The organism is Nesterenkonia aethiopica (assembly GCF_039534665.1).
In the GTDB taxonomy this organism is placed as follows: Bacteria; Actinomycetota; Actinomycetes; order Actinomycetales; family Micrococcaceae; genus Nesterenkonia; species Nesterenkonia aethiopica.
Window position 1 is genome coordinate 141,631 of sequence record NZ_BAAAVT010000003.1, and the last position, 21,976, is coordinate 163,606.

The window sequence follows — 21,976 nt, forward strand, 5'->3', positions numbered from 1 at the left end:
ACTCACTGTCGATACGTATCGATAGGTGATGCGCGATGAGCAGACGAACACACCACCACGCCCAGCAGGGCCGCGCCGGGTCCAGCCGCCATCGCGGTGGCCCGCGCGCCGGCCTGAAGGCGCTCGGGCTTCGGTCACCCGGCCTGACGCCGTCCCGCCCGGCGTCGTCGGGACTCACCCGGCGCAGCCTGCTCTCCGCCGGGATCTTCGCTCCGGCCGCGGCGCTGCTGAGCTCCTGCGGAGACACCGGGCGCACCCCGGCGGACACCCTGCGGGTGATGGACTCGTACTCCAATGATCCGGACTACGGGATCATCGGCGAGGCGCTCCAGCAGGCCGCGGACACGGTCGGGGTGAAGCTCCAGCGTGTGGCGGTCTCCGGCCAGTCCCTCATCCAGCGCGTGCTGCAGCAGGGATCCTCGGGCACGTTGCCGGACATCCTCATGCTGGACAACCCGGACCTGCAGCAGATCGCCGCCACCACGGCGCTGCGCTCCTTCGACGAGCTCGGAATCCCCACCGCGGGATACCACGACGGCGTGCTGGACGCCGGCACTTATGACGGGCAGGTCCACGGTGTGGTGCCGACGGTCAACACGATCGCCCTGTTCTGCCGCACTGCCATGTTCGAGGATGCCGGGCTCGACTATCCGCGCACCTGGGAAGGGCTGCGCCGCTGTGCGACCGACCTGACCCAGGGGACCCGCTATGGGATCGCCTTCTGCGGCAATGCCACCTACGAGGGCACCTGGCAGTTCCTGCCGTTCTTCTGGTCCAACGGCGGGGACGAGCGGCATATCGGCACCCCGGAGGCGGCGGAGGCCCTCGGTCTGCTGTCCGACCTCGTCCAGGAGGGTTCGGCGTCGTCGTCGGTGCTGAACTGGGGTCAGGCTGATGTGAAGGATCAGTTCGTGGCCGGGCGCGCCGCGATGATGATCAACGGGCCGTGGCAGCTCCCGGAGCTCTCCGGCCTCGAGGACCTGGACTACGAGATCGTCGAGCTTCCGGTGCGGGACTCGGCCCAGCGCTCCGTCGCCCCGCTGGGGGGTGAGGCTTGGACGGTCCCCGCCACCGGTGATCGTGACAAGGAGGAGCTGGCCGCGGCGGTGCTCACCGAGTTCCTCTCCGACTCCAGCGTGCTGTCCATGGCCGAGCAGCGGTTCACCGTCCCCGGCCGGCCGGGGCTGACCGCAGAGTTCCTCCGGCGGCGCCCGGAGATGGACACGTTCACCGACCTCATTCCGGACGCCCGGGCGCGCACGGCCCAGCTGGGCGAGGACTGGCCCACCACGGCCACGGCGCTCTACACCGCCGTGCAGCTGGCGGTCTCCGGGCAGGCCACCCCCGCCGAGGCACTTCACCGAGCGGAGGAGTACGTATGAGCATCACCAGCGTCCACGAGACGACGACGCCACCTACCGCGCCCGGTCAGCGCGGGGAAGGCCACGCCGCGCCGAGGGTCTCTGCCCGGGCCAGTGCGTGGCGCCGCCGGCTGGTGACGGCCCTGTTCATCGGTCCGGCCGTGCTCTACATGCTCCTGTTCTTCGGCTACCCGGTGGTCCAGAACGTCATCATGGGGTTCCAGCACTACACGATAACCACCTTCTTCACCGGGGAGGCGCCCTGGGCCGGATGGTCCAACTACACCGAGGTCCTGACCAGCCCGCTGTTCCGGACCGCGGCGGCCAACACCGTGATCTTCACGGTCGGCTCGATCCTGGGCCAGTTCCTGTGCGGCCTCGGGCTTGCACTGTTCTTCCGTCGGCGGTTCCCGCTCTCCGGGGCGCTGCGCTCCCTGATCCTGCTGCCCTGGCTGATCCCCCTCATCGTGGCCAGCGCGGTGTGGAAATGGCTGCTCGACACCGACGCCGGTGCGTTGAACCGGGTGCTCATCGGGTCCGGGCTGGTGGAGTCCGGGATCCCCTGGCTGTCCTCCACCGGCCTGGCCCTGTTCACCGTGATCATGGTGAACATCTGGATCGGCATCCCGTTCAACGCCGTGATCCTGCACGGCGGTCTGCAGACCATCCCGCAGGAGCTCTACGAGGCGGGATCCATCGACGGCACCAGCCGCTGGCAGGCGTTCCGGCACATCACGTGGCCGATGCTGCGGCCCGTGGTCTCCGTGGTGCTGGTGCTCGGCGTGGTCTACACGCTGAAGGTCCTGGACATCATCCTGGGGCTCACCGAAGGTGGTCCGGCCAACGCCACGCAGACGCTGGCCACCCAGGCCTATCAGCTGTCCTTCGCCACGTTCGACTTCGGCCAGGGCGCGGCGGTCAGCAACATCCTGATCCTGATCTCCCTGCTGTTCGCGGCCGTCTATCTGCGCCTGAACCGGCGTCCCGTCGACGAGTGAGGTACCCATGAACACGGTCCGACACCCCAAGCTCAACACCGCCCTGGGACTGGTGGTCATCGCCGTCCTGCTGTTCCCGATCTACTGGATGGTCAACGCCTCGCTCCAGCCCGGCGGTGTCACGGTGGACACCGCCTGGCTGCCGCTGAACCCGGACCTCGCTGGCTACCGGGCCGCGCTGGAGGAGCAGGGCGGAAACCTGATGACCAGTCTGATGGTCGCCGTCGGCAGCGTGGCGCTGTCCCTGGCGGTCGCAGTCCCGGCGGCGTACGCTCTGGTCCAGTTCCGCATCCGCTGGGCGGACTACCTGCTCTTCGGCGTGCTGATCAGCCAGATGATCCCCGGCATCGTGATCGCCAACGCCCTGTACAACGTGTACGCGGAGATCGGCCTGCTGAATTCGATCCCGGGACTCATCCTGGCCGACTCCACGGCAGGGATCCCGTTCGCGATCCTCATCTGCCGTGCCCTGATGGGCTCACTCCCGCCGGCGTTGGTGGAGGCTGCCCACGTGGACGGCGCCGGACCGGTGCGCGCGTTCCTGTCCGTGGTGGTTCCGGTGAGCCGCAACGCCATCATCACCGCGGGGCTGTTCACCTTCCTGTTCACCTGGGGTGACTTTCTCTTCGCCCTCACCCTCACCACCACGGAGGAGGTCCGCCCCGTCACGCTGGGCATCTACAACTACCTGGGCGCCTATGTGAACGACTGGAGCTCCATGATGGCGACGGCGGTGCTCGCGTCGTTGCCGGCAGTGGTGCTGCTAGCTGTGGCGCAGAAGTACGTCGCCGCCGGGGCCACTGGTGGAGCCGTCAAATGAGCGTCGCCGCCACCCGACCTGCCGCACCTGACCCTGACAATCGACAAGGATGGACCGATGACATCTGCTGACCAGCCCGCCCCCTCTCTGGCCTTCGCCCGCCCGATCCGGGTGACCGTCTGGGGCGAGAACCGCCACGAACAGGTCGAACCCGAGGTCGCCGCACGCTACCCGGACGGGATGCACGGGGCGATCGCCGACGGCGTCCGCCACAACCTCGGTGACACCGCCGAGGTCCGCACGGTCACGCTCGACGACCCCGAGCACGGCCTCACCGAGGAGACGCTCGCCGCGACCGACGTGCTGGTCTGGTGGGGTCACGCCGCCCACGGAGAGGTGGCCGACGACGTCGTCGAGCGCGTCCACCGGCACGTGCTGGAGGGCATGGGGCTGGTCGTGCTGCACTCCGGGCACTGGTCGAAGATCTTCATGAAGCTCATGGGCACCACCTGCACGCTGCGCTGGCGCACCGAGCATGATCGGGAGCTGATCTGGACGGTGGACCCCACCCACCCGATCGCCCAGGGCATCCCGCATCCGATGATCATCGACGAGGACGAGATGTACGGGGAGCACTTCGACGTCCCCGCCCCCGACGAGCTGATCTTCCTCTCCACGTTCTCCGGCGGGGAGGTGTTCCGCTCCGGGATGACCTACCGCCGCGGCTACGGGAGGATCTTCTACTTCCGGCCCGGGGATCAGGACTTCCCCACGTACTTCCATGAGGGCGTGCGCCGGGTGATCTCCAATGCCGTGCAATGGGCGGTCACCCACAGGCCGGAGCGGACCACCCCGACTCTGCTGCGCTATGAGACCGAGGACTTCTACACGGGGCACGGCTACGCCGGTCCGATGGACTCTGATGCTGAGGAGGTGCGCGCATGAGCACCCCGCTGATCCTCGTCGGCGCCGGCGGAATGGGCCGGGCCTGGCTGCAGACCATCCTGGACGAGCCTCGGGCCGAGCTCGCCGGCGTCGTGGACCTCGACATGGAGGCCGCCCGCGCCGCCCTGGCCGAGGCGGGCCGTCCGGACGTGCCCGTGGGGGCCGACGCCGTCGCGCTCGCCGGGCAGGCGGGCGCCGAGGCGGTGGTGAACGTGACGATCCCGCGCGCCCACCACCCGGTCACCACGGCGGCGCTGACGGCCGGGCTGCCAGTGCTGGGGGAGAAGCCCGTGGCCGACACGTTGCCCCGCGCCCTGTCCCTGGCCGCCGCCTCGGAGGTCACCGGACAGCTGTTCATGGTGAGCCAGTCGCGCCGGTACAACCAGCAGCTGTTCACCCTCCGTGCGCAGGCGCGCGGCCTGGGCGCGCCGGGGGCGCTGGTGACCGAGTTCTTCAAAGCTCCGCGCTTCGGCGGTTTCCGGGAGCGGATGGTCCACCCGCTGCTGGTGGACATGGCCATCCACCCCTTCGACACCGCCCGGTTCCTGCTCGACGCCGAACCGGTGTCCGTGTACTGCGAGGAGTTCAACCCGCCGTGGTCCTGGTATGACGGCGACGCCGCGGCCAGCGCGATCTTCCAGATGGAGGGCGGCTCCCGGTTCGTCTACACCGGCAGCTGGTGCAGCCCGGGGCAGGAGACCTCCTGGAACGGGTCGTGGCGGCTCTCGGCCGAACACGGCACAGTCGTCTGGGACGGCGAGGAGGCGCCGGTGGCGGACGCCCCAGATCGCGCGCCGGAGGCAGTCAGCGGCACGTTCGGTGACGCCGACACCGACGATGGCGCCGTCGCGCCGGGGGAGGGCATCGCCGGGGCGCTGGTGGAGTTCCTGGACGCCCTGGAGGCCGGCCCGGGCGGCACAGCGCCGATGGGCGAGGTCCACCAGAACGTCATGAGCCTGGCGATGGTGGAGGCCGCCGTCGAATCGGCCTCCCGCGGCGGGCGCGTGCGGGTCGACGAGGTGCTCGACAACGCCTGGCGGCAGGCGCTCGCCATCGAGTCCCGTGGCGATGTCCGGGCACGACTGGCCGCCTGGCCCTCGGTGCGCGAGGCGCTGGCACCGCCGGCGAGGGTGTGAGGCGGCGGATCCGTGCAGAGAGACGATCCGCGCGGGAAGGGCCCGACCCGGACCGAACTTTCCCCGGTGGCGAACAGGCGCCCCAAAGCGGTCACACCCCCGTAGCATCGAGAGTGAGCATCAACGCGAGGAGTGTCATTGGCCATGTTCGAGAGATTCACAGACCGCGCACGGCGAGTGGTTGTGCTGGCCCAAGAAGAGGCCCGCATGCTCAACCACAACTACATCGGCACCGAGCACATCCTGCTCGGACTCATCCACGAGGGTGAGGGCGTCGCCGCCAAGGCCCTGGAGTCTCTGGACATCTCGCTGGGCGGGGTCCGCGAGAAGGTCCAGGAGAAGATCGGCCCCGGGCAGAACGCGCCCAGCGGCCACATCCCCTTCACTCCGCGCGCCAAGAAGGTACTGGAGCTCTCGCTGCGCGAAGCCCTGCAGCTGGGCCACAACTACATCGGCACCGAGCACATCCTGCTCGGCCTGATCCGCGAGGGCGAGGGCGTCGCCGCCCAGGTGCTCGTGGAGCTCAACGCCGACCTGAACAAGGTGCGCCAGCAGGTCATCCAGCTGCTGTCCGGCTACCAGGGCGGTGGCCAGGAGAAGGCCGGCGCCGGCGTCGGGCAGGGGGCCACCGAAGGGCAGCCCTCCGGCTCCGTGGTGCTGGACCAGTTCGGCCGCAATCTCACCGCCGCCGCGCGGGAGGCCGCCCTGGACCCGGTGGTCGGCCGTGACTACGAGCGGCAGCGCGTGATGCAGGTGCTCTCCCGTCGCACCAAGAACAACCCGGTCCTCATCGGTGAGCCCGGCGTCGGCAAGACCGCCGTCGTCGAGGGTCTCGCCCAGGCGATCGTGAACAACGACGTCCCGGAGATCCTGCGTGACAAGCAGCTCTACACGCTGGACCTCGGCTCGCTGGTGGCCGGCTCCCGGTACCGCGGTGACTTCGAGGAGCGCCTGAAGAAGGTCCTCAAGGAGATCCGCACCCGCGGCGACATCATCCTGTTCATCGACGAGATCCACACCCTCGTCGGGGCCGGAGCCGCCGAGGGCGCCATCGATGCCGCCAACATCCTCAAGCCGATGCTGGCCCGCGGTGAGCTTCAGACCATCGGTGCCACCACGCTGGACGAGTACCGCAAGCACATCGAGAAGGACGCCGCCCTGGAGCGCCGCTTCCAGCCCATCCAGGTGGAGGAGCCCTCGGTGGAGGTCACCGTGCAGATCCTGCGCGGGCTGCGCGACCGCTACGAGGCCCACCACAAGGTGTCCATCACCGAGGAGGCCCTGGAGGCCGCCGCGTCCCTGGGCCACCGGTACATCAACGACCGCTTCCTCCCGGACAAGGCGATCGACCTGATCGACGAGGCTGGCGCCCGGCTGCGCATCCAGAAGATGACCGCGCCGCCGGAGCTGAAGGAGTACGACGCGAAGATCGAGGACGTCCGGCGGGAGAAGGAAGCCGCCATCGACGCCCAGGACTTCGAGGGCGCCGCTGCGCTGCGTGACAAGGAGCAGAAGCTCGTCGACGAGCGCCAGCAGAAGGAGGATGCCTGGAAGTCCGGCTCCATGGATGAGATCGCCGAGGTCGACGCCGATCTGATCGCCGAGGTCCTGGCCTTCTCCACCGGCATCCCGGTGTTCAAGCTCACCGAGCAGGAGTCCGACCGCCTCAAGCGGATGGAGGAGGAGCTCCACAAGCGGGTCATCGGTCAGGACGAGGCGGTCAGGTCGCTGTCCCGGGCGATCCGCCGCACCCGCGCCGGGCTGAAGGACCCGAACCGGCCGTCCGGCTCGTTCATCTTCGCCGGCCCCACCGGCGTCGGCAAGACGGAGCTGGCCAAGACGCTGGCCGAGTTCCTCTTCGGCGACGAGGACGCGCTCATCACTCTGGACATGTCGGAGTTCTCGGAGAAGCACACGGTCTCCCGGCTCTTCGGTGCACCTCCCGGCTATGTGGGCTACGAGGAGGGCGGCCAGCTGACCGAGAAGGTCCGGCGTCGTCCGTTCTCCGTGGTGCTGTTCGACGAGGTGGAGAAGGCTCACGCGGACCTGTTCAACTCGCTGCTGCAGATCCTGGAGGACGGTCGCTTGACCGACTCGCAGGGCCGCATGGTGGACTTCAAGAACACGGTCATCATCATGACCACCAACCTGGGGACCAAGGACATCTCCAAGGGTGTGATGACCGGGTTCCAGTCCTCGACGGACACCGCCACGAACTATGAGCGGATGAAGGGCAAGGTCAACGAGGAGCTGCGCCAGCACTTCCGTCCCGAGTTCCTGAACCGTGTGGACGACACCATCGTGTTCCCGCAGCTGGACCGGGCCGAGATCGTCAAGATCGTGGACCTGTTCGTCAACCGCCTGCGGGAGCGCCTGGCCGAGCAGTCCATGACCTTGCAGGTCACCCAGCCGGCCCGCGAGTTCCTCGCGGAGAAGGGCTACGACCCGTCCATGGGCGCCCGCCCGCTGCGCCGGACCATCCAGTCCATGATCGAGGACCAGCTCTCCGAGCAGATCCTCTACGGCGAGATCCCGCACGGCGCGGAGATCACCATCGGGCTCAAGGGTGAGGGCGACGACCGCGAGCTCACCTTCGACTGGACGACCCCGGCGCCGCAGATCGAAGGCACCGAGGAACCCGCCGCGATCGAGAGCTGAGCTGACGCGGCCGGGACTCCCGGTGAACGACAGCGGGGGCCGAGTTCCATCCCAGGAACTCGGCCCCCGCTGTCGTGCGTGGACGGTGCCGGCGTGCGGACCTCAACTGCGCGCGGGCCGCTCGCGGCCGGGCCTCAGCCCTTCGGTACGGGCGGCCCCGCCACCAGCAGTCCGACGAACACGACGACGACGCCGACCGCCAGCGCGCCGCCGACCAGCGCCGGCCGGTTCAGCAGCACCCGCAGCAGCCGGTCATGCCAGCTGTGGTCGCGCGGGTCCTCGCCGGCGTGGAGGCGCCACGGTCCGTCCAGTCGGCCGCTGCGCTTGAGCCAGATGTCCACCGGGACGGTGGCGTAGGGGATGATCGCGCTGATGATGGCGGTGGCGGCCGGGCCGGCGCTCCAGCGCTGGTTCTTCGCCACGATCACCGCGGTCGCGGCATAGGCGAGGAACACGAAGCCGTGGATGCCGCCGCCGATGGTCACGGCGACGTCGAGGCCATGGGTGGCGCGCAGGATCATGCCGCCGATGAGCAGGGTCCAGGAGATCGCCTCGGCGATCGCCAGGACGCGGAAGAAGATCTTGGGGGAGCGGAACACGCCTCTCCTGAGGGTCTGGGATGAACGGGACATGACGACGACGGCCCCGGTGCGGGCCCGGTCGCCCGACCGTATGGTACGGGGTCCGGCTGGGAACGGCGGTCAGAGTGTCGGGGCGGTGCTCGACGTCGCCTGCCGCACGGCGTCGACCATCCTGCGCCGTGCCCGCCTCCCCTCCGGGGTCGGCAGCAGCGGGTAGACGTGCAGGTGGCCGGGCTCCTCGTGGTACTCGACGTCGGCGCCGTCGTCTGTGGCGCGTTGCATGAACAACCGGGTGTCAGGGTGGAGGATGTCTCGGGTGCCGCTGAAGACCAGCATCGGACCGATGCCTGTCAGGTCACCGAGGAAGGGGTTGAGGAGGGGGTCCTCCCCGTGCTCGCCGATCCACCGCTCCGAGAGTTCGAGCTGGCCCTTCTTGACCAGCCACGGGTCCTCCGGTTGGCGGGCGTCGATCTCCGGGTTGCTGAATCGCAGGTCCAGGGCCGGGGAGACCAGCGCGGTCAGCGACGCCGGCTGCTCCTGCTGCGCCAGCATCAGGGCGGCGGACAGGGCGATGGAACCCCCCGCAGAGTCGCCCATGAGCACCAGAGGCCGTTCCGCTTCTGCGGCGAGCTCCGCGACGCGCGGCACCACCGTGGCCGCCGTGCCGCCTGCCTGCACCAACGGGTAGGCAGGCATGAGCACCTGCACCTGGGCCTCTGCGGCCAGACGCTGAATCCACCGCCAATGGGCCCGCGCCGCCTCATGGACCCAGCCGCCGCCGTGCAGGTACAGCACGGTGCCGCGAGGAGGTGAGGCTTCCGGAGTGATCCTGTGGATCAGCCAGCCCTTGTCCTTCCACGCGGAGATCCTGATGTCCTTCCGCCGGCGGAGGGGCGGGTCCACAGACTGGGGGCGCTGGGTCAGGTCCTCCAGGTGTCGGAGCACATGCTCGCGGGTGCGGTAGTGCCGGTTGGCCCGCCGGGCGCGCATCACCAGCGGCATGAGCCGTGCGGCGAGGCTCATGGGTCGGTGCGGTTGCCGGGCTCGGGCGCGGGCGCCGGTCGGCGAGGCATCTGTCACGGTCACCGATGCTAGCGTGTGCCTCGCCCGGGGCGGCTCTGGGCTCGGACGACCCTGGCGGCAGGCGGGGCGAAGCGTCCGGGGTCGTCGGTACAGTGTCCTGGTCATGACTCAGCACACTCCTCAGCATCCGTCGCAGCTCGGCGGCTCAGCCGCCGTCGAACTTCTCCGTGGGTCCGGCCCGATGGTCCGGCACCTGCCCCGTGTCCTCGGCTGGACGGTCGCGGTGGCCGCCGCCGGCGTCGTGCTCCTCCTCGACTGGTTCTGGCTGCTCGCACCGCTGGCCGCCCTCATCCTGGGGCTCGCCATGCGTATCGGCGCCCGACTGCTGCTCGGTGAGACGAAGAGGTCGGTCGCCGTCGCCCCGGGCGGGGGAGCTCTCCTGGTGGAGGGCCGCGAGATTCCGGTCGACCAGATCATCGGGGGAGACTCTCACGAGTCCCCACTGACCATGCAGGACGACCCTGCCGGGCTCCTCGGCGTCTTCGGGCAGCGGCCGGATGACGACGATCCCGCCGCGGAACGGACGGCCGATGTGACGCTGCGCCACACGCTCACCACCACCATGGGGCCGGTGGATCTGGACCTCGCAGGGCCCGGGCCGGACGGCATGGAGGCCCACCAGCTGCGGGCCTATGCGGACATCCTGGCGCAGGCCGATGCCAGCCGAGACAACCCTGCCGTCGTCGCACACCAGGACGAGGACCCGGAGGACTACGGCACGGCCGCGGACCTGACTCACCCGCGACAGGAGGAGTGGCGTCTGGCTCAGCTGCGCCGGGACGTCCACACGCTGCTCCGGCGTGGTTCCACCGGCGGTCCGCTGGACCGCCAGTGGCGCCGCGGGTCGGTGAGCCTCTCTCCGATGATGTCCCCAGAGGCCGCCGAGGCCTATATCGAGAACGTCCGGCTCCTGGACTCAGCCGATCAGACATCCGAGGCGGATGACAGTGGGGCACAGCACCGCGTTGCGGCGCAGCACGGGGCCGAGGTGCGTCGGATCGGGGAGCAGATCGACGACGCCGCCCAGCCGATGCGTCGACTCGAGCGCAGGGTCCGGGGCGCCGCGGTGATCAGCGGTGTGCTGGCCGCAGCTGCGCTGGGCGTCGCCTATCTGGCTGCGCATCTCGAGGCGGAGCAGCTCCTGCAGCCGCTGCTGGTGGTGTTCCTGGCGATGCTGCTGGTCCTGTGCGTCGCCCTGCCGGTGCTCGGTGCGGTCCACGACCGGAGGATCCGCGCGATGCGCGCGGTCTCCATCCGGGAGCTCGCCGCGGACACCCCGGGAGGGCATGCGACAGCGGTGCGCCATACGAACTGGTGGCAGCGGGTGGTCGCCGCACCCGGAGATCCGCAGAAGCTTGATGCTCGGCAGGAGCGGGAGGATCGGGCGGCCGCCTATGACCCGATGCTGCGTCCGCTGGAGGTTGTGCGGGACAGCCCGGCCACGTCTCCCTCTCTGGTGAGCGCCTGGAGGACGGGGCCACGTCTGCTGAGGAAGTGCCTCAGCGGCGTGGCCGTGATCGTGGGAGTGCTGGGGCTCTTCTGGGCCGGCGAGCGGGAGGACTGGCTGCTCGCGGGCGTCTGCCTGGGCGGGGCCGCCGTCGCGGGTCTGACCCTGTGGGTGTTCATTGGCCGCGAGGAGACGCTTCAGGAGCGTGACGTGCGGAAGCTGGCGGGCACGCTGGAGCAGATGCGCACCGACCCGGCCTACGGGGCGCACCTGGTGCGCTGAGCAGCTGCGGCAGTCATGTGCGGCGCAGCCAGACGGATCCGGTTCCTCGCCGCTGACGACGCCGCCCCGGTGTGTCAGCGGCCCGCGGTACGGTTGTCCCCATGGCCACCCGCACCACCAGTCGCAGCAAGGGGAAGAACGCCCCCACCTTCGAGTGCTCCGAATGCGGATGGCAGACGGTCAAGTGGGTCGGACGCTGCCCGGAATGCCAGTCCTGGGGCACGGTGGAGGAGAAGGGGCAGGTCACCGCGCGGACCACTGCCGCCTCGAATCTGGCCGCCCCAGCGAAGGCCATCGGCGACGTCGATGCCTCGGTGGCCGAATTCCGCGCCTCCGGCATCGGGGAGCTGGATCGTGTGCTCGGCGGCGGGCTGGTGCCCGGGGCGGTGATCCTGATGGCCGGGGAGCCCGGCGTCGGGAAGTCCACGCTGCTGCTGCAGGTGGCCTCTGCCGTCGCGCAGGCCCACCCGGACCAGCCGGTGCTGTACCTGACCGGCGAGGAGTCCGCCGCGCAGGTGAAGAAGCGGGCCGAACGCATCGACGCCATGGCTGAAGGGCTGTATCTGGCTGCGGAGTCGGACCTGGGGCAGGCGCTGGGGCAGATCGACCAGAGCTCCCCGCAGCTGACCATCATGGACTCGGTGCAGACCCTGTCCTCGGCGGAGGTGGAGGGTGCGGCCGGCGGGGTCACTCAGATCCGCGAGGTCACCGCCTCGATGATCGAGGCGGCCAAGCGCCGCAACATGACCACCATTCTGGTGGGCCACGTGACCAAGGACGGCAACATCGCCGGGCCCCGCATGCTCGAGCACCTGGTGGACGTGGTCTGCCAGTTCGAGGGGGACCGGCACTCCCGGCTGCGGCTGCTGCGTGCGGTGAAGAACCGCTACGGCCCGACCGACGACGTCGGCTGCTTCGATCTGAACGAGGGCGGGCTGACCTCCTTGGCCGACCCGTCGGGACTGTTCGTCTCCGCGATGACCGACCGGGTGCCCGGCACCTGCATCACCATCACCCTGGAGGGGCGGCGCCCGCTGACCGCCGAGGTGCAGGCCCTGGTGGCCGAGTCCCCGGCCTCCCAACCCCGGCGGGCTGTTTCCGGGCTGGACTCCTCCCGGGTCTCGATGCTGCTGGCCGTGCTGCAGCGGCGCGCCCGGCTGGCCACCCTGTTCAAGTCGGAGACCTACGTGGCCACCGTCGGGGGCGTGAAGATCACGGAGCCCGCCGCGGACCTGTCCATCGCGCTCGCCGTGGCCTCGGCCGCGCTGGAGAAGCCCCTGCCCAACCGGTTCCTCGCCTTCGGAGAGGTGGGCCTGGCCGGGGAGGTGCGGCAGGTTCCCGGGCTGCAGCGACGCCTGCAGGAGGCCCAGCGGCTCGGATTCACCCATGCGATCGTGCCCCGCGGGGCTTCGACGAGCGACATCCCCGCCGGCATGACGGTGAAGGAGATCGGCTCCCTGCCGGAGGCGATGGCGCTGCTGTTCGACGGCGGCGCAGCACAGGCCTCGCAGAACTGAGGTCCTGTCGCGTAGTGCCTGAGCTGGCGGGAGCGACGCGCGTCATGCCCGACAGCCGACACGGATCAGTCCTCGAACTGGATCTCCACGCGACGATTCTCGGCGTACGTGCTCGGTTCGGTGGGGTCCTCTTCCACCGCCGGATCCGTGTCGGCCCGTCCCTCGATCGTCAGCACGAGATCATCACGTTCCGCACTCAGGGCGTCGGCCACCGACTGCGCGCGCCTCTCGGAGAGCTCCTCATTGGTGAGGTCTTCATCGCTCTGGCGAATCGGCCGGGAATCCGTGTGGCCGACGATATGCACCTCGGCGTCGTCCGGGACTGCCTCCGCCAGCTCCGCGATCAGCACGTCAGCACCCCGCGGCAGTTCCCAGCTGTTGGCGCTGAAGAGGATGTCCGACTCGAGGACGATCGAACCGTCCTCCGCCGTGCTGACGGAATCCTCGAAGTCCTGTTCGTCGACCGTGTCCTCCGGAGCGAAGATGCCACAGCCACTGAGGGCAAGTACGGTGGCGATCCCGAATCCGGCCACCGGTCCTCGACGTTGCCAGCCACGGTCGTGCCTCATTCAGGTCCCCATCCTCAGGTCGAGTGCGATGCGCGGAGCCGAAGGCGCCACGGCTCGCCCCTCCCTCGACGAGCTGAACGGCCAGCCTACCCGGCACGCCGGAGGGTCACAACGGAGGCCGGAGCGGCCGGGCAGGCTGGAGGTCCTGCAGCCGACGGCGCCGCGGCGACACTCAGCCGCCCAGCACTCCCGGCAGCGCCACGATGTCGCCGCGCCGCTCCGCCAGGCCGTCCCGCACCAGCGAGTCCAGGCAGCGGCGGCGCTGGTCGTCCTCGGCCTCCGGAAGCGGCAGTCCGGCCAACAGGGTTTCAGCCTGCACCGGCTCACCGCGGCGCAGCACCGCCATGATCGCCCCGCGCACCTGCCGGTCTGTGCCCGCCCAGGCTTGGCCGCGGGTCTTCTGCTCCTCGGTCGGCGGCGGGGAACCGGCCGCCCGCCACGCGCACAGGTCGGCCACCGGGCAGATCGCACACTGCGGGGAACGGGCGGTGCAGATCAGTGCCCCCAGCTCCATGGTGGCGGCGTTCCAGGCGCAGGCGCGGCGCCCGCCGTCGTCATCGGTGTCCGGCATCAGGTCACGGGCGAGCCGCCGCTGGGCAGCGGTGTAGGTCTGTCCGGGCAGGGCGACGCCGGTGAAGATGCGGGCATGCGCCCGACGGATGTTGGTGTCCACCACGACTTCCGGGATCCCGAAGGCGAAGCAGGACACCGCGGCGGCCGTATACTCCCCGATTCCCGGCAGGGCGCGCAGCGCCTCCGGGTCCGCCGGGACCTCGCCGTCGTGCCGTTCCACGATCGCCTCCGCCGCGGCCTGCAGGCGCAGCGCCCGCCGGGGATACCCCAGCCGGTCCCAGACCGTGAGGATCTCGGCGCTCGGCGCGGCCGCGCAGGCGGCGGGCGTGGGCCAGCGGTGCAGCCATTCCTCCCAGCGTGGCAGCACCCGGACCACGGGGGTCTGCTGCAGCATGATCTCGCTGACCAGCACACCCCACGGGGTGCACTCCGGGCGGCGCCACGGCAGGTCCCGGGCGGCCTCGGCGAACCAGTCGATCACCCGGGTGTGGACGTCGTCCGGCGCCGGCGGGATCGGGGCGTCGGCGACTGCGGCGCCTTCAGGCAGTACGGTCTCAGGCATCCCTGCGATTCTACGGACGATCGACGCGGGGCGACGCGGGGCGACGCGGCCTCAGGCCGGGGTGCGCAGCGAGGCCACCAGCTCCTCCACGCGGGCCCGGATGTCATCGCGGATCAGCCGCACGGCCTCGATGCCCTGGCCGGCCGGGTCGTCCAGCTGCCAGTCCTCGTAGCGCTTGCCCGGGTAGAACGGGCAGTCGTCCCCGCAGCCCATGGTGACCACCACGTCCGACTCCTGGACGGTGTACGGGGAGAGCTGGTCCGGCACGCGGGTGGAGATGTCGATGCCGACCTCGGCCATCGCCTCCACGGCCACCGGGTTCACCTGGTCGGCCGGCTGGGTGCCGCCGGAGTGCACGACGACGTCGTCGCCGGCGATCTCCCGCAGGAAACCCGCGGCCATCTGGGAGCGGCCGGCGTTGTGCACGCAGACGAACAGGACGGTGGGCTTGTGGTTCTCGCGGGTCATCAGCGGGTCCTCTCAGAAGTCTCAGCAGGGGTGTCAGCAGGGGAGGGGCGCGGCGACTCAGGTGAGGCCCCGACGGCGGCCGGCGTCGACGTCGCGAACCAGCGGCGCGCCCACAGGGCCACATAGACCAGCGCCACGAGGATGGGCACCTCGATGAGGGGGCCGACGATCCCGGCCAGCGCCTGACCGCTGGTGGCACCGAAGGTGGCGATGGACACCGCGATGGCCAGTTCGAAGTTGTTCCCCGCCGCGGTGAAGGACAGGGTGGTGGAGCGCTCGTAGCCCAGGCGCAGGAGCCAGCCGATCAGCATGGAGGCGCCGAAGGTCACCAGGAAGTAGATGGTCAGTGGCAGCGCGATCCGGGCGACGTCCAGCGGGCTGCTCAGCACCTGGTCGCCCTGCAGGGCGAAGAGCACCACGATGGTGAACAGCAGACCGTACAGGGCCCAGGGGCCGATGCGCGGCAGGACCGTCTCCTCGTACCAGTCGCGTCCGCGGGCGCGCTCGCCGAGGGTGCGGGTCAGGAACCCGGCCACCAGAGGGATGCCCAGGAACACCAGCACGGAGACGGTGATCGCCACCACCGAGAACTCGGCGCTGGTGGTGGGCAGTCCCAGCCAGCTGGGCAGCAGCTGCAGATAGAACCAGCCGAGCACTCCGAACATGATCACCTGGAACACCGAGTTGATGGCGACCAGCACGGCGGCGGCCTCACGGTCCCCGCAGGCGAGGTCGTTCCAGATCAGCACCATGGCGATGCAGCGGGCCAGCCCCACGATGATCAGCCCGGTCCGGTACTCCGGCAGGTCCGGCAGGAAGAGCCAGGCGAGGGCGAACATGAACGCCGGAGCGAGCAGCCAGTTGATCAGCAGCGAGGTGATGATCAGCTTCCGGTCGCCGATCACGGTGGCGGTCTCGTCGTAGCGGACCTTCGCGAGCACCGGGTACATCATGATCAGCAGTCCCAGGGCGATGGGCAGGGACACCCCGGCGATCTTGAACGATTCCAGCGCCTCACCGAAGCCTGGTGCTGCGGCGCCCAGGCCGAGACCGACCGCCATGGCGGCGATGATCCACACCGGCAGGAATCGGTCCAGCAGTGACAGCTTCGCGACGACGCCGGAGGCGTCCGGCGGGGCTGATGAGGCGGTGGCCGAGGTGGTGCTCTGCGACACGGTGCTCCTGAGGTCTGGGTGCAGGACGGATTCAGGGTCTGCGGCGCTTCCGTGGAGGGGCGCCGCAGAGGGTGAGACGACGGCATCGACAACCATCGATGGTCCGAGTATCGTCAGGGGCATCGAAGAATGTCAATGTCGCCGTCGCCGGATGTCGACGCCACCAGGCATCACGGACGCGCCGCCCGACGCCCCCATCACCCGGAGGACCCATGACTCTCTCCCTCACGTCGGACCAGGCCGACGGCGAGACCTCGAGCTGCTGCACTCCCCAGCCTGGCACGCCCGCACTCGACGCTGAGGCCGCCGTCGAGCTCGCCGCCCGGCTCAAGGCCCTCGCCGACCCCAACCGCCTGACCTTGCTCGCGCTCGTCGCCGCCGACGCCCGCGGAGAAGCCTGCGTCTGCGACCTCACCGGCCCGCTGGACCTGGGGCAGCCCACGGTCTCACACCACCTGAAGATCCTGGTCGACGCCGGCCTCCTCACGCGGGAGAAGCGCGGCGTCTGGTCCTACTATGCCGTCGTCGACGGGGCGCTGGAGAGCATCGCCCACGCTGTCGGCCATGGGATCGTCCCACCGCACCCGAACTCTCCCCTGGAGCCCGCATGAGCACCACACCCGACCCCGCCGTCCAGCGTGCCGACCGGCCCTCCGACGGCGTGCTGTTCGTCTGCGTGAAGAACGGCGGCAAGTCTCAGATGGCGGCTGGACTGATGCGCCGCGAGCTGGAAGCGGCCGGGGCGCCGTCGTCGGTGAGCGTGGCCTCCGCCGGCACCGCACCGGGGGCGGCGGTCAACGCCCTCTCGGCCGCGGTCCTGCAGGATCTCGGCGTGGACATCACCGGCGAGACTCCCACCCTGCTCACCGAGGACATGATGCGCCGTGCCGGGCATGTGGTGGTCCTCGGCGCCGAGGCTCAGGTGCCGCAGCCCGACGGTGTGCTGGTGGAGCGGTGGGAGACCGACGAGCCCAGCCTGCGCGGCATCGAGGGCCGCGAACGCATGGAGCTGGTCCGCGACGACATCCGCCGCCGTGTGCAGGAGCTCGTCGGACGGCTGACCGCCTGACAGCCGCGCGACGGGGCGGCCGGTGAACATCACACCCGTCTCCGAGTGGCGTGGACGGGATGCGTCCAGGACGCGGAGATACCCTGGTGCGCATGGCTTCCCCAGGTCCGCGCCGCATGCCCAGGCGCCAGTCCGCCGCGGTGTATCGGCGACGCCGGCTCGTGGTCGGGGCGCTGCTCCTGGTGGTCCTGGTGGGCCTGTGGTGGGCGGGCTCGGCGATCTTCGCGCTGCTGGTGGACGAGGACCCGCACGACCCCACGGCGCAGCAGGAGGACGACACTGAGGGCGGATCCGGCTCGGAGTCGGACTCGGACGAGGGCTCTGATGAGGGTGCCGCCTCCGAGGAGGACCCAGATGCGGACTCGGAGGAGGACTCAGACGCAGGGTCCGACGCGGACACCGACGACGTCCCGGAGGGCCACTGCGCTCCGGGCGACATTCGGGTGATCGCCGACACTGACGACGCCGAGTACTCGGCCGCCGTGGCGCCGCTGCTGATCCTCACCGTGCAGAACGTCGGGGACGAGGACTGCACCCTCGACGTCGGCACCGCCGAGCAGGAGTTCACGGTCTCCCATGCCGGACGCGAAGTCTTCACCACCACGGAGTGCGGCGGCGAGGCGGACTCCTATGAGCTCACGATGGAACCGGGCCAGCAGGAACGGGCGCAGCTGAGCTGGCCCCGTTCGGATTCGTCCGCGAGCTGCACCGAGCCCGTGGAGCTCGAGCCCGGGGCCTACGAGCTGACGGTGAGCCTGGGCGGGATCACCTCGGAGCCGCACCGGTTCACGCTGAAGTGAGGTCGGCTGGGGCGCCCGGCTCCCCGCGTCCCGGCGCTGGCCGGCTCAGCCGTTCCCTGTTCCGCACCCGGTTTGTGAGATCGCACCCCCAACGTTCCGGGTGCGATCTCACAAACCGGATGCGTTCTCGTGCAGGCAGCGAGTGCGGCGTCCCGTTCATGCCTGGCGGGGCACTCCCGCACGGAGCAGTTTCTGGTACAGGCGCTCCGGACGGAGCAGATCAGCCCAGACGATCCGCACGACGATGAGCCCCAGCGCCCGTAGCCCGTCCTCACGCTCCTTCTCCGCCGCCACCGCGGCTTCAGGGCTCATGCCGCTCAGCTCCCGTGCTCCCTGATACTTCACCATGCCGTCGAACTCGGCGACGACCCGATCCCAGGCGAAGTCCACACGCGCCCCTCGGCCGTTCGGGAGGGTGTACCTCCGCTGCAGCTGCGGGACCTCGAACCCCAGCTCATGGATCAGCGCCCGGGCGGCGGACTCACCCGGAGACTCGGCGTCAGCGTCGGCGAACTCCAATGTCTCGGACCAGCGCTGTCGACGGCGGCGGGTGCGCAGAAGCTCCGACCACCCCGCCAGGTCAGGTACTGAGAGCTGGTCCTTTCGCCCGGTCCTGCCCGCGAGCACCGCATCCAGTATCACCGTCGCCGCAGGCAGTGAGCTCTCCGCCACCGTGTCCAGCACCGCGAAGGCCAGCGGCTCGACGTCGACACCGGGCGGCCCTCCGCGGAGCCACGGAAAGTGCCTCAGGTCCAGCCTGGTGGGCGCGACCTGCACTTCGGACGGGTGTCCCGCGCCGTCTGCTCGGACAGGTGCCACCCGCCGAACCGGGAAGCCACGGAGGTCCCGCGGTGCGCTGGGTCGCATCCGGACGCCGTCGTGCCGCTGATGGGCAGCGAGAAGGAGAGAGACCGTCTCAGTCGAGGCGGCTCCGGTGAGAGGTCGGAGCGGGCGACGCCCCACCTTCCCCCGTGAAGACGCGCGAAGGGAGAGCTCAGAGGGAACCCGGAACAGCGGCACGCCCCACAGGGCGAGAGCTGACTCACGGCAGAACAGCGAGCCGCCTGCAGAAGAGGCCCGGGCGGCGAGGGCGATGACGTGCCGATCCCAGGGCGCGGCGCGCAGCCACTGCTCCGGAGGCACGTAGACGCCCGGGGCGAGGCGGAGCAGCCCACCTCGTCGGACCTCGAGGCTCCAGCGCTGCCGCACGGCCTCCTGCTCTGCCGGCGGTACTGCGCTGAGACGTCGCAGCTGGACGGAACCGGCCAGGGCGGGCGACTCCAGGGCGGGCGACTCTGGGGTCCGCGGTGAGGTGTGACGCATGTCCTTCACTCTGCGGTATGTGCCGCCGTTGCGCAGGGCCGCAGCAGGCATCTGTGGAAAACGTGATGTCCTGCTGGCGAGATGATCTGGAACCTCCTGATTCGCACCCGATTCGTGAGATCGCACCCACAACGTTGTGGGTGCGATCTCACGAATCGGGTGCGGAGTCTGGGGAGGCCATCCACCCCGCCATGGCCTCCTACAGCTAGGCTGGCCCCGTGTTCATGCTGATCCTCGCCGCACTCTTCGGAGCTGTCTACCTGCACTTCCGCCGGAAGGACCGGCGCATGCTCCGCAACGGTGTTGCGCTCGTGGCCGCGGTCGGCTGCGCCCTGCTGGGCGTGGTGGAGATCCTCACCCAGGTGGTCCCCGGCTTCGGGTTCGTCACCCTGCTGATCGTGCTGCTGCTGCCGGCCAGCGTGCTGGTGCTCAGCGGCTTCCTCATCGCCAACGGGGTCACCATGCTGCGCCGTGAGGGCCGTCGGCTGGGGAACATGCTCTCCCTGCTGGCGGGGCTGGCCATCCCTGCACTGCCGGTGATCGCCGTCGTCCTCGTCGTCACCGGGGACCCGTACCTGATCACGTTGGCGGTTCTGCTGTTCCTGGCCACCGGCTACGCGGGCGCCGCCTTCGTGATCTTCCTGAGCTACGCGGCGGCCTACGGGCGGATGACGCACCAGGAGCACCCGGCCGCCGTCGTGGTGCTGGGGTCGCGGCTCATCGACGGTGGGGTGCCGCCGCTGCTTAAGGCGCGCCTGGACCGTGCACTGGAGATCTACCGGCAGTCCGAGCAGAAGCCGCTGCTCATCCCCTCCGGCGGGCAGGGGCCGGACGAGTCCCGCCCCGAGGGCGAGGCCATGGCCGAGTATCTGCTGGGCCAGGGGGCGGCGGCAGAGGATGTGATCCCGGAGAACCGGGCGGTGAACACCGCACAGAACCTGCGGTTCTCCCAGCAGATCCAGGACGACGCCGGTCGCTCCGGTCCGCTGCTGGCGGTCACCAACAACTACCACGTGCTGCGGGCGGCGCTGCTGTCTCGGAAGGCGGGCATGCGCGCGGAGGTCACCGGCGCGAAGACGGCCCGCTACTACGTGCCCAGCGCGTTCCTGCGCGAGTTCATCGCGGTGATGAAGGGTCATATGTTCCTGCACGTGCTGCTGTTCCTGCCCTTCCTGGCGTTCAGCGTGCTGGTGCTCATCGCGGGCCTCAACGCCGGATGAGCGCCACATGTCCTCGGCCACATGCCCCCTGATCACAGGCTCGGGAGAGCATAGACTCGAAGGGTGAGCACAGCTGCGGACGTCCCGGACCCCGCCGGCACCGGCCGGTGGGGGATGGTCGCGCACCTGCGGCAGCTCGTCGGCGGGATCCGCCGGTTCGTGGTGGCCCGCGCCCGCTCCGGCGGGATCCGTGCCGGCCGCTCGGTGATCCCGGCGCTGCAGATGACGATCGCCGGCGTCGGCTCCTTTGCGCTGGCGGAGACGCTGCTGGGTCACGACGGCCCGCTGTTCGCCGCGGTCGCGGCCATGATCGCCCTCGGGTTCACCAAGGAGCCGCGGCTGCGCAAAGTGGTGGAGGTGGCCGCCGGCTGCACGCTGGGCATCTTCATCGGGGACATGGTGCTGCACATCTTCGGCGCCGGACTGGTGACGGCCTCGTTCGTGCTGTTCATCTCCGTGATGCTGGCCCGCCTGCTGGACAACTCGTCTCTGCTGGCCATGCAGATGGGTCTGCAGGCGCTGCTGGTGGTGCTGATCCCGGCCCCGGAGAGCGGCCTGCTGGGACCGTTCTCCCGGAGTGCGGACGCGGTGCTGGGCGGCACGGTGGCGATGCTGATCGCCCTGCTGACGCCCAAGGATCCCCGGCGGGAGCCGATCCGCGAGCTGCGCGCCGTGGTGGACGACCTGGTGCTGGCGCTGCGGGAGACCGCGCGGGCCATCCGCACCTCGGAGTCGCGGGAGGCCTGGCATGCGCTGATCCGCTGCCGGGGCATCCAGTCGCGGATCGACGACGCCGAGGCCGCCGTGTCCTCCGCCCAGGAGCTGACCCGCTACTCACCGGCGTATCGGCGCCACCGGCACTACGTGCGCAGGATGGGGCGGCTGACCGAGAAGATGGACCTGGCGGTGCGGTCCATGCGGGTCATCACCCGGCGGGCGGTGTCCATGGTGGACAACGCCTCCCTCAACGATGAGGCCACCACCAGTCTGTCCGCGCTGCTGGACGAGCTCGCCGACGCCGTCCACATGCTCGCCCGGGCGGTGTCCGAGCCGGGGCCGGCCTCGGCGGAACGCATGGAGGCAGCCCAGCACGGGTTGGCGGCGGTGGCCACGCGTCTGCACCCGACCCGGCTGGAGATCGACACCCTGGAGGGGGAGTCGGTGGTGCTGATGCTGCGCACCCTGATCGTGGACGTGATGGAGGCCGCAGGGCTGACCCACGAGGAGGCCGAAGAGCACCTGCCGGCGCTGGGCCGCCGCGATACGCTCACCGGGCGGATCCGGATCGTGAAGGCCGAACGCCGCGCGGAGCGGGCGGAACGGAAGCCCCAGCCGCAGGACCCCTGGCAGCATGAGCCGTTCGAGGAGGACGACGACGGTGCCGCCCCGGACGGCTCCGACGCCCCGGAGGAGGGCCCCCGGCCGCCGCGCTGAGCGGGAGGCCCGCCT

General features: G+C 70.2%; 20 protein-coding genes. 13 read left to right on the top strand and 7 right to left on the bottom strand.

The window, feature by feature from the left end; translation table 11 throughout:
* Nucleotides 1–35: 35 nt before the first annotated feature.
* From ABD658_RS03045 to ABD658_RS03070, 6 genes are all read left to right on the top strand, one after another.
* The gene (locus tag ABD658_RS03045) at nt 36–1,382 is read left to right on the top strand and encodes a sugar ABC transporter substrate-binding protein (protein ID WP_344685026.1); all 1,347 of its coding nucleotides are present in this window, start codon (nt 36–38) and stop codon (nt 1,380–1,382) included.
* Nucleotides 1,379–2,359 (top strand): carbohydrate ABC transporter permease, encoded by a 981-nt coding sequence (locus ABD658_RS03050; protein ID WP_344685024.1) that lies wholly within the window; start codon nt 1,379–1,381, stop codon nt 2,357–2,359. Before ABD658_RS03045 ends, ABD658_RS03050 begins: the two co-directional genes overlap by 4 nt.
* A gap of 7 nt (nt 2,360–2,366) precedes the next feature.
* Nucleotides 2,367–3,179, top strand: a complete 813-nt coding sequence (locus ABD658_RS03055) for a carbohydrate ABC transporter permease (RefSeq protein WP_344685022.1) — start codon at nt 2,367–2,369, stop codon at nt 3,177–3,179.
* 57 nt (nt 3,180–3,236) lie between these two features.
* The gene (locus ABD658_RS03060; RefSeq protein WP_344685020.1) at nt 3,237–4,064 is read left to right on the top strand and encodes a ThuA domain-containing protein; all 828 of its coding nucleotides are present in this window, start codon (nt 3,237–3,239) and stop codon (nt 4,062–4,064) included.
* Nucleotides 4,061–5,200 carry a Gfo/Idh/MocA family protein gene (locus ABD658_RS03065; RefSeq protein WP_344685017.1) on the top strand — a complete coding sequence of 380 codons (1,140 nt, stop codon included), beginning with the start codon at nt 4,061–4,063 and terminating at the stop codon, nt 5,198–5,200. The genes ABD658_RS03060 and ABD658_RS03065 overlap by 4 nt, the downstream gene beginning before the upstream one ends.
* 144 nt (nt 5,201–5,344) lie before the next feature.
* Complete coding sequence (locus ABD658_RS03070; protein WP_311025460.1) at nt 5,345–7,858, top strand: ATP-dependent Clp protease ATP-binding subunit; 2,514 nt, start codon at nt 5,345–5,347, stop codon at nt 7,856–7,858.
* A gap of 134 nt (nt 7,859–7,992) precedes the next feature.
* Here ABD658_RS03070 and ABD658_RS03075 read toward each other — a convergent pair whose 3' ends face one another.
* Both ABD658_RS03075 and ABD658_RS03080 read right to left on the bottom strand, forming a co-directional pair.
* Nucleotides 7,993–8,457, bottom strand: coding sequence for a DUF3817 domain-containing protein (locus tag ABD658_RS03075; RefSeq protein WP_070162726.1), 465 nt, complete (start codon nt 8,455–8,457; stop codon nt 7,993–7,995).
* A gap of 102 nt (nt 8,458–8,559) precedes the next feature.
* Entirely contained in the window at nt 8,560–9,462 is a 903-nt protein-coding gene (locus ABD658_RS03080) for an alpha/beta hydrolase fold domain-containing protein (protein ID WP_344685014.1), read from the bottom strand.
* A 163-nt stretch (nt 9,463–9,625) separates the two neighbouring features.
* Between ABD658_RS03080 and ABD658_RS03085 the strand changes: the two genes are divergently transcribed.
* Together ABD658_RS03085 and radA are read left to right on the top strand one after the other, a co-directional pair.
* Entirely contained in the window at nt 9,626–11,251 is a 1,626-nt protein-coding gene (locus tag ABD658_RS03085; protein WP_344685012.1) for a hypothetical protein, read from the top strand.
* Between the two features lie 101 nt (nt 11,252–11,352).
* Nucleotides 11,353–12,768 (top strand): DNA repair protein RadA, encoded by a 1,416-nt coding sequence (radA, locus tag ABD658_RS03090; protein ID WP_344685010.1) that lies wholly within the window; start codon nt 11,353–11,355, stop codon nt 12,766–12,768.
* A 65-nt stretch (nt 12,769–12,833) separates the two neighbouring features.
* Here radA and ABD658_RS03095 read toward each other — a convergent pair whose 3' ends face one another.
* The 4 genes from ABD658_RS03095 to arsB all read right to left on the bottom strand — a co-directional run bounded on the left by ABD658_RS03095 (nt 12,834) and on the right by arsB (nt 16,046).
* Complete coding sequence (locus tag ABD658_RS03095; protein WP_311025456.1) at nt 12,834–13,337, bottom strand: OmpA family protein; 504 nt, start codon at nt 13,335–13,337, stop codon at nt 12,834–12,836.
* 172 nt (nt 13,338–13,509) lie between these two features.
* Nucleotides 13,510–14,472, bottom strand: a complete 963-nt coding sequence (locus ABD658_RS03100) for an HhH-GPD family protein (RefSeq protein WP_344685007.1) — start codon at nt 14,470–14,472, stop codon at nt 13,510–13,512.
* Nucleotides 14,473–14,523: 51 nt separating this feature from the next.
* Nucleotides 14,524–14,940: an arsenate reductase ArsC gene (locus tag ABD658_RS03105; protein ID WP_070162710.1), complete on the bottom strand. Its 417-nt coding sequence runs from the start codon at nt 14,938–14,940 to the stop codon at nt 14,524–14,526.
* On the bottom strand, nt 14,940–16,046 hold the full coding sequence (arsB, locus tag ABD658_RS03110; protein WP_344743851.1) for an ACR3 family arsenite efflux transporter: 1,107 nt from the start codon (nt 16,044–16,046) through the stop codon (nt 14,940–14,942). The genes ABD658_RS03105 and arsB overlap by 1 nt, the downstream gene beginning before the upstream one ends.
* Nucleotides 16,047–16,327: 281 nt before the next feature.
* Between arsB and ABD658_RS03115 the strand changes: the two genes are divergently transcribed.
* The 3 genes from ABD658_RS03115 to ABD658_RS03125 all read left to right on the top strand — a co-directional run bounded on the left by ABD658_RS03115 (nt 16,328) and on the right by ABD658_RS03125 (nt 17,984).
* Complete coding sequence (locus ABD658_RS03115; RefSeq protein ID WP_070162708.1) at nt 16,328–16,726, top strand: ArsR/SmtB family transcription factor; 399 nt, start codon at nt 16,328–16,330, stop codon at nt 16,724–16,726.
* Nucleotides 16,723–17,184 carry an arsenate-mycothiol transferase ArsC gene (locus tag ABD658_RS03120; RefSeq protein ID WP_344685000.1) on the top strand — a complete coding sequence of 154 codons (462 nt, stop codon included), beginning with the start codon at nt 16,723–16,725 and terminating at the stop codon, nt 17,182–17,184. The genes ABD658_RS03115 and ABD658_RS03120 overlap by 4 nt, the downstream gene beginning before the upstream one ends.
* A 92-nt stretch (nt 17,185–17,276) precedes the next feature.
* Complete coding sequence (locus tag ABD658_RS03125; protein ID WP_344684998.1) at nt 17,277–17,984, top strand: hypothetical protein; 708 nt, start codon at nt 17,277–17,279, stop codon at nt 17,982–17,984.
* A gap of 156 nt (nt 17,985–18,140) precedes the next feature.
* On the opposite strand, the gene ABD658_RS03130 is transcribed toward ABD658_RS03125, so the two are convergent.
* Nucleotides 18,141–19,307 carry a hypothetical protein gene (locus ABD658_RS03130; protein ID WP_344684996.1) on the bottom strand — a complete coding sequence of 389 codons (1,167 nt, stop codon included), beginning with the start codon at nt 19,305–19,307 and terminating at the stop codon, nt 18,141–18,143.
* A gap of 224 nt (nt 19,308–19,531) precedes the next feature.
* Here ABD658_RS03130 and ABD658_RS03135 point away from each other — a divergent pair, with 224 nt between their 5' ends.
* Entirely contained in the window at nt 19,532–20,527 is a 996-nt protein-coding gene (locus tag ABD658_RS03135) for a YdcF family protein (RefSeq protein WP_344685341.1), read from the top strand.
* 63 nt (nt 20,528–20,590) lie between these two features.
* Nucleotides 20,591–21,961, top strand: a complete 1,371-nt coding sequence (locus ABD658_RS03140) for an FUSC family protein (protein WP_344684994.1) — start codon at nt 20,591–20,593, stop codon at nt 21,959–21,961.
* The last annotated feature ends 15 nt before the right edge of the window (nt 21,962–21,976 follow it).

What these genes read in the sequence shown, in the direction of transcription:
- ABD658_RS03065 (WP_344685017.1), top strand. Translation starts at nt 4,061, where the DNA reads ATGAGCACCCCGCTGATCCTCGTCGGCGCCGGCGGAATGGGCCGGGCC.
- radA (WP_344685010.1), top strand. Translation starts at nt 11,353, where the DNA reads ATGGCCACCCGCACCACCAGTCGCAGCAAGGGGAAGAACGCCCCCACC.
- ABD658_RS03060 (WP_344685020.1), top strand. Translation starts at nt 3,237, where the DNA reads ATGACATCTGCTGACCAGCCCGCCCCCTCTCTGGCCTTCGCCCGCCCG.
- ABD658_RS03085 (WP_344685012.1), top strand. Translation starts at nt 9,626, where the DNA reads ATGACTCAGCACACTCCTCAGCATCCGTCGCAGCTCGGCGGCTCAGCC.
- ABD658_RS03055 (WP_344685022.1), top strand. Translation starts at nt 2,367, where the DNA reads ATGAACACGGTCCGACACCCCAAGCTCAACACCGCCCTGGGACTGGTG.
- ABD658_RS03070 (WP_311025460.1), top strand. Translation starts at nt 5,345, where the DNA reads ATGTTCGAGAGATTCACAGACCGCGCACGGCGAGTGGTTGTGCTGGCC.
- ABD658_RS03105 (WP_070162710.1), bottom strand. Translation starts at nt 14,940, where the DNA reads ATGACCCGCGAGAACCACAAGCCCACCGTCCTGTTCGTCTGCGTGCAC.
- ABD658_RS03045 (WP_344685026.1), top strand. Translation starts at nt 36, where the DNA reads ATGAGCAGACGAACACACCACCACGCCCAGCAGGGCCGCGCCGGGTCC.
- ABD658_RS03120 (WP_344685000.1), top strand. Translation starts at nt 16,723, where the DNA reads ATGAGCACCACACCCGACCCCGCCGTCCAGCGTGCCGACCGGCCCTCC.
- ABD658_RS03125 (WP_344684998.1), top strand. Translation starts at nt 17,277, where the DNA reads ATGGCTTCCCCAGGTCCGCGCCGCATGCCCAGGCGCCAGTCCGCCGCG.
- ABD658_RS03095 (WP_311025456.1), bottom strand. Translation starts at nt 13,337, where the DNA reads ATGAGGCACGACCGTGGCTGGCAACGTCGAGGACCGGTGGCCGGATTC.
- ABD658_RS03080 (WP_344685014.1), bottom strand. Translation starts at nt 9,462, where the DNA reads ATGAGCCTCGCCGCACGGCTCATGCCGCTGGTGATGCGCGCCCGGCGG.
- ABD658_RS03130 (WP_344684996.1), bottom strand. Translation starts at nt 19,307, where the DNA reads ATGCGTCACACCTCACCGCGGACCCCAGAGTCGCCCGCCCTGGAGTCG.
- ABD658_RS03115 (WP_070162708.1), top strand. Translation starts at nt 16,328, where the DNA reads ATGACTCTCTCCCTCACGTCGGACCAGGCCGACGGCGAGACCTCGAGC.
- ABD658_RS03050 (WP_344685024.1), top strand. Translation starts at nt 1,379, where the DNA reads ATGAGCATCACCAGCGTCCACGAGACGACGACGCCACCTACCGCGCCC.
- ABD658_RS03100 (WP_344685007.1), bottom strand. Translation starts at nt 14,472, where the DNA reads ATGCCTGAGACCGTACTGCCTGAAGGCGCCGCAGTCGCCGACGCCCCG.
- ABD658_RS03135 (WP_344685341.1), top strand. Translation starts at nt 19,532, where the DNA reads ATGCTGATCCTCGCCGCACTCTTCGGAGCTGTCTACCTGCACTTCCGC.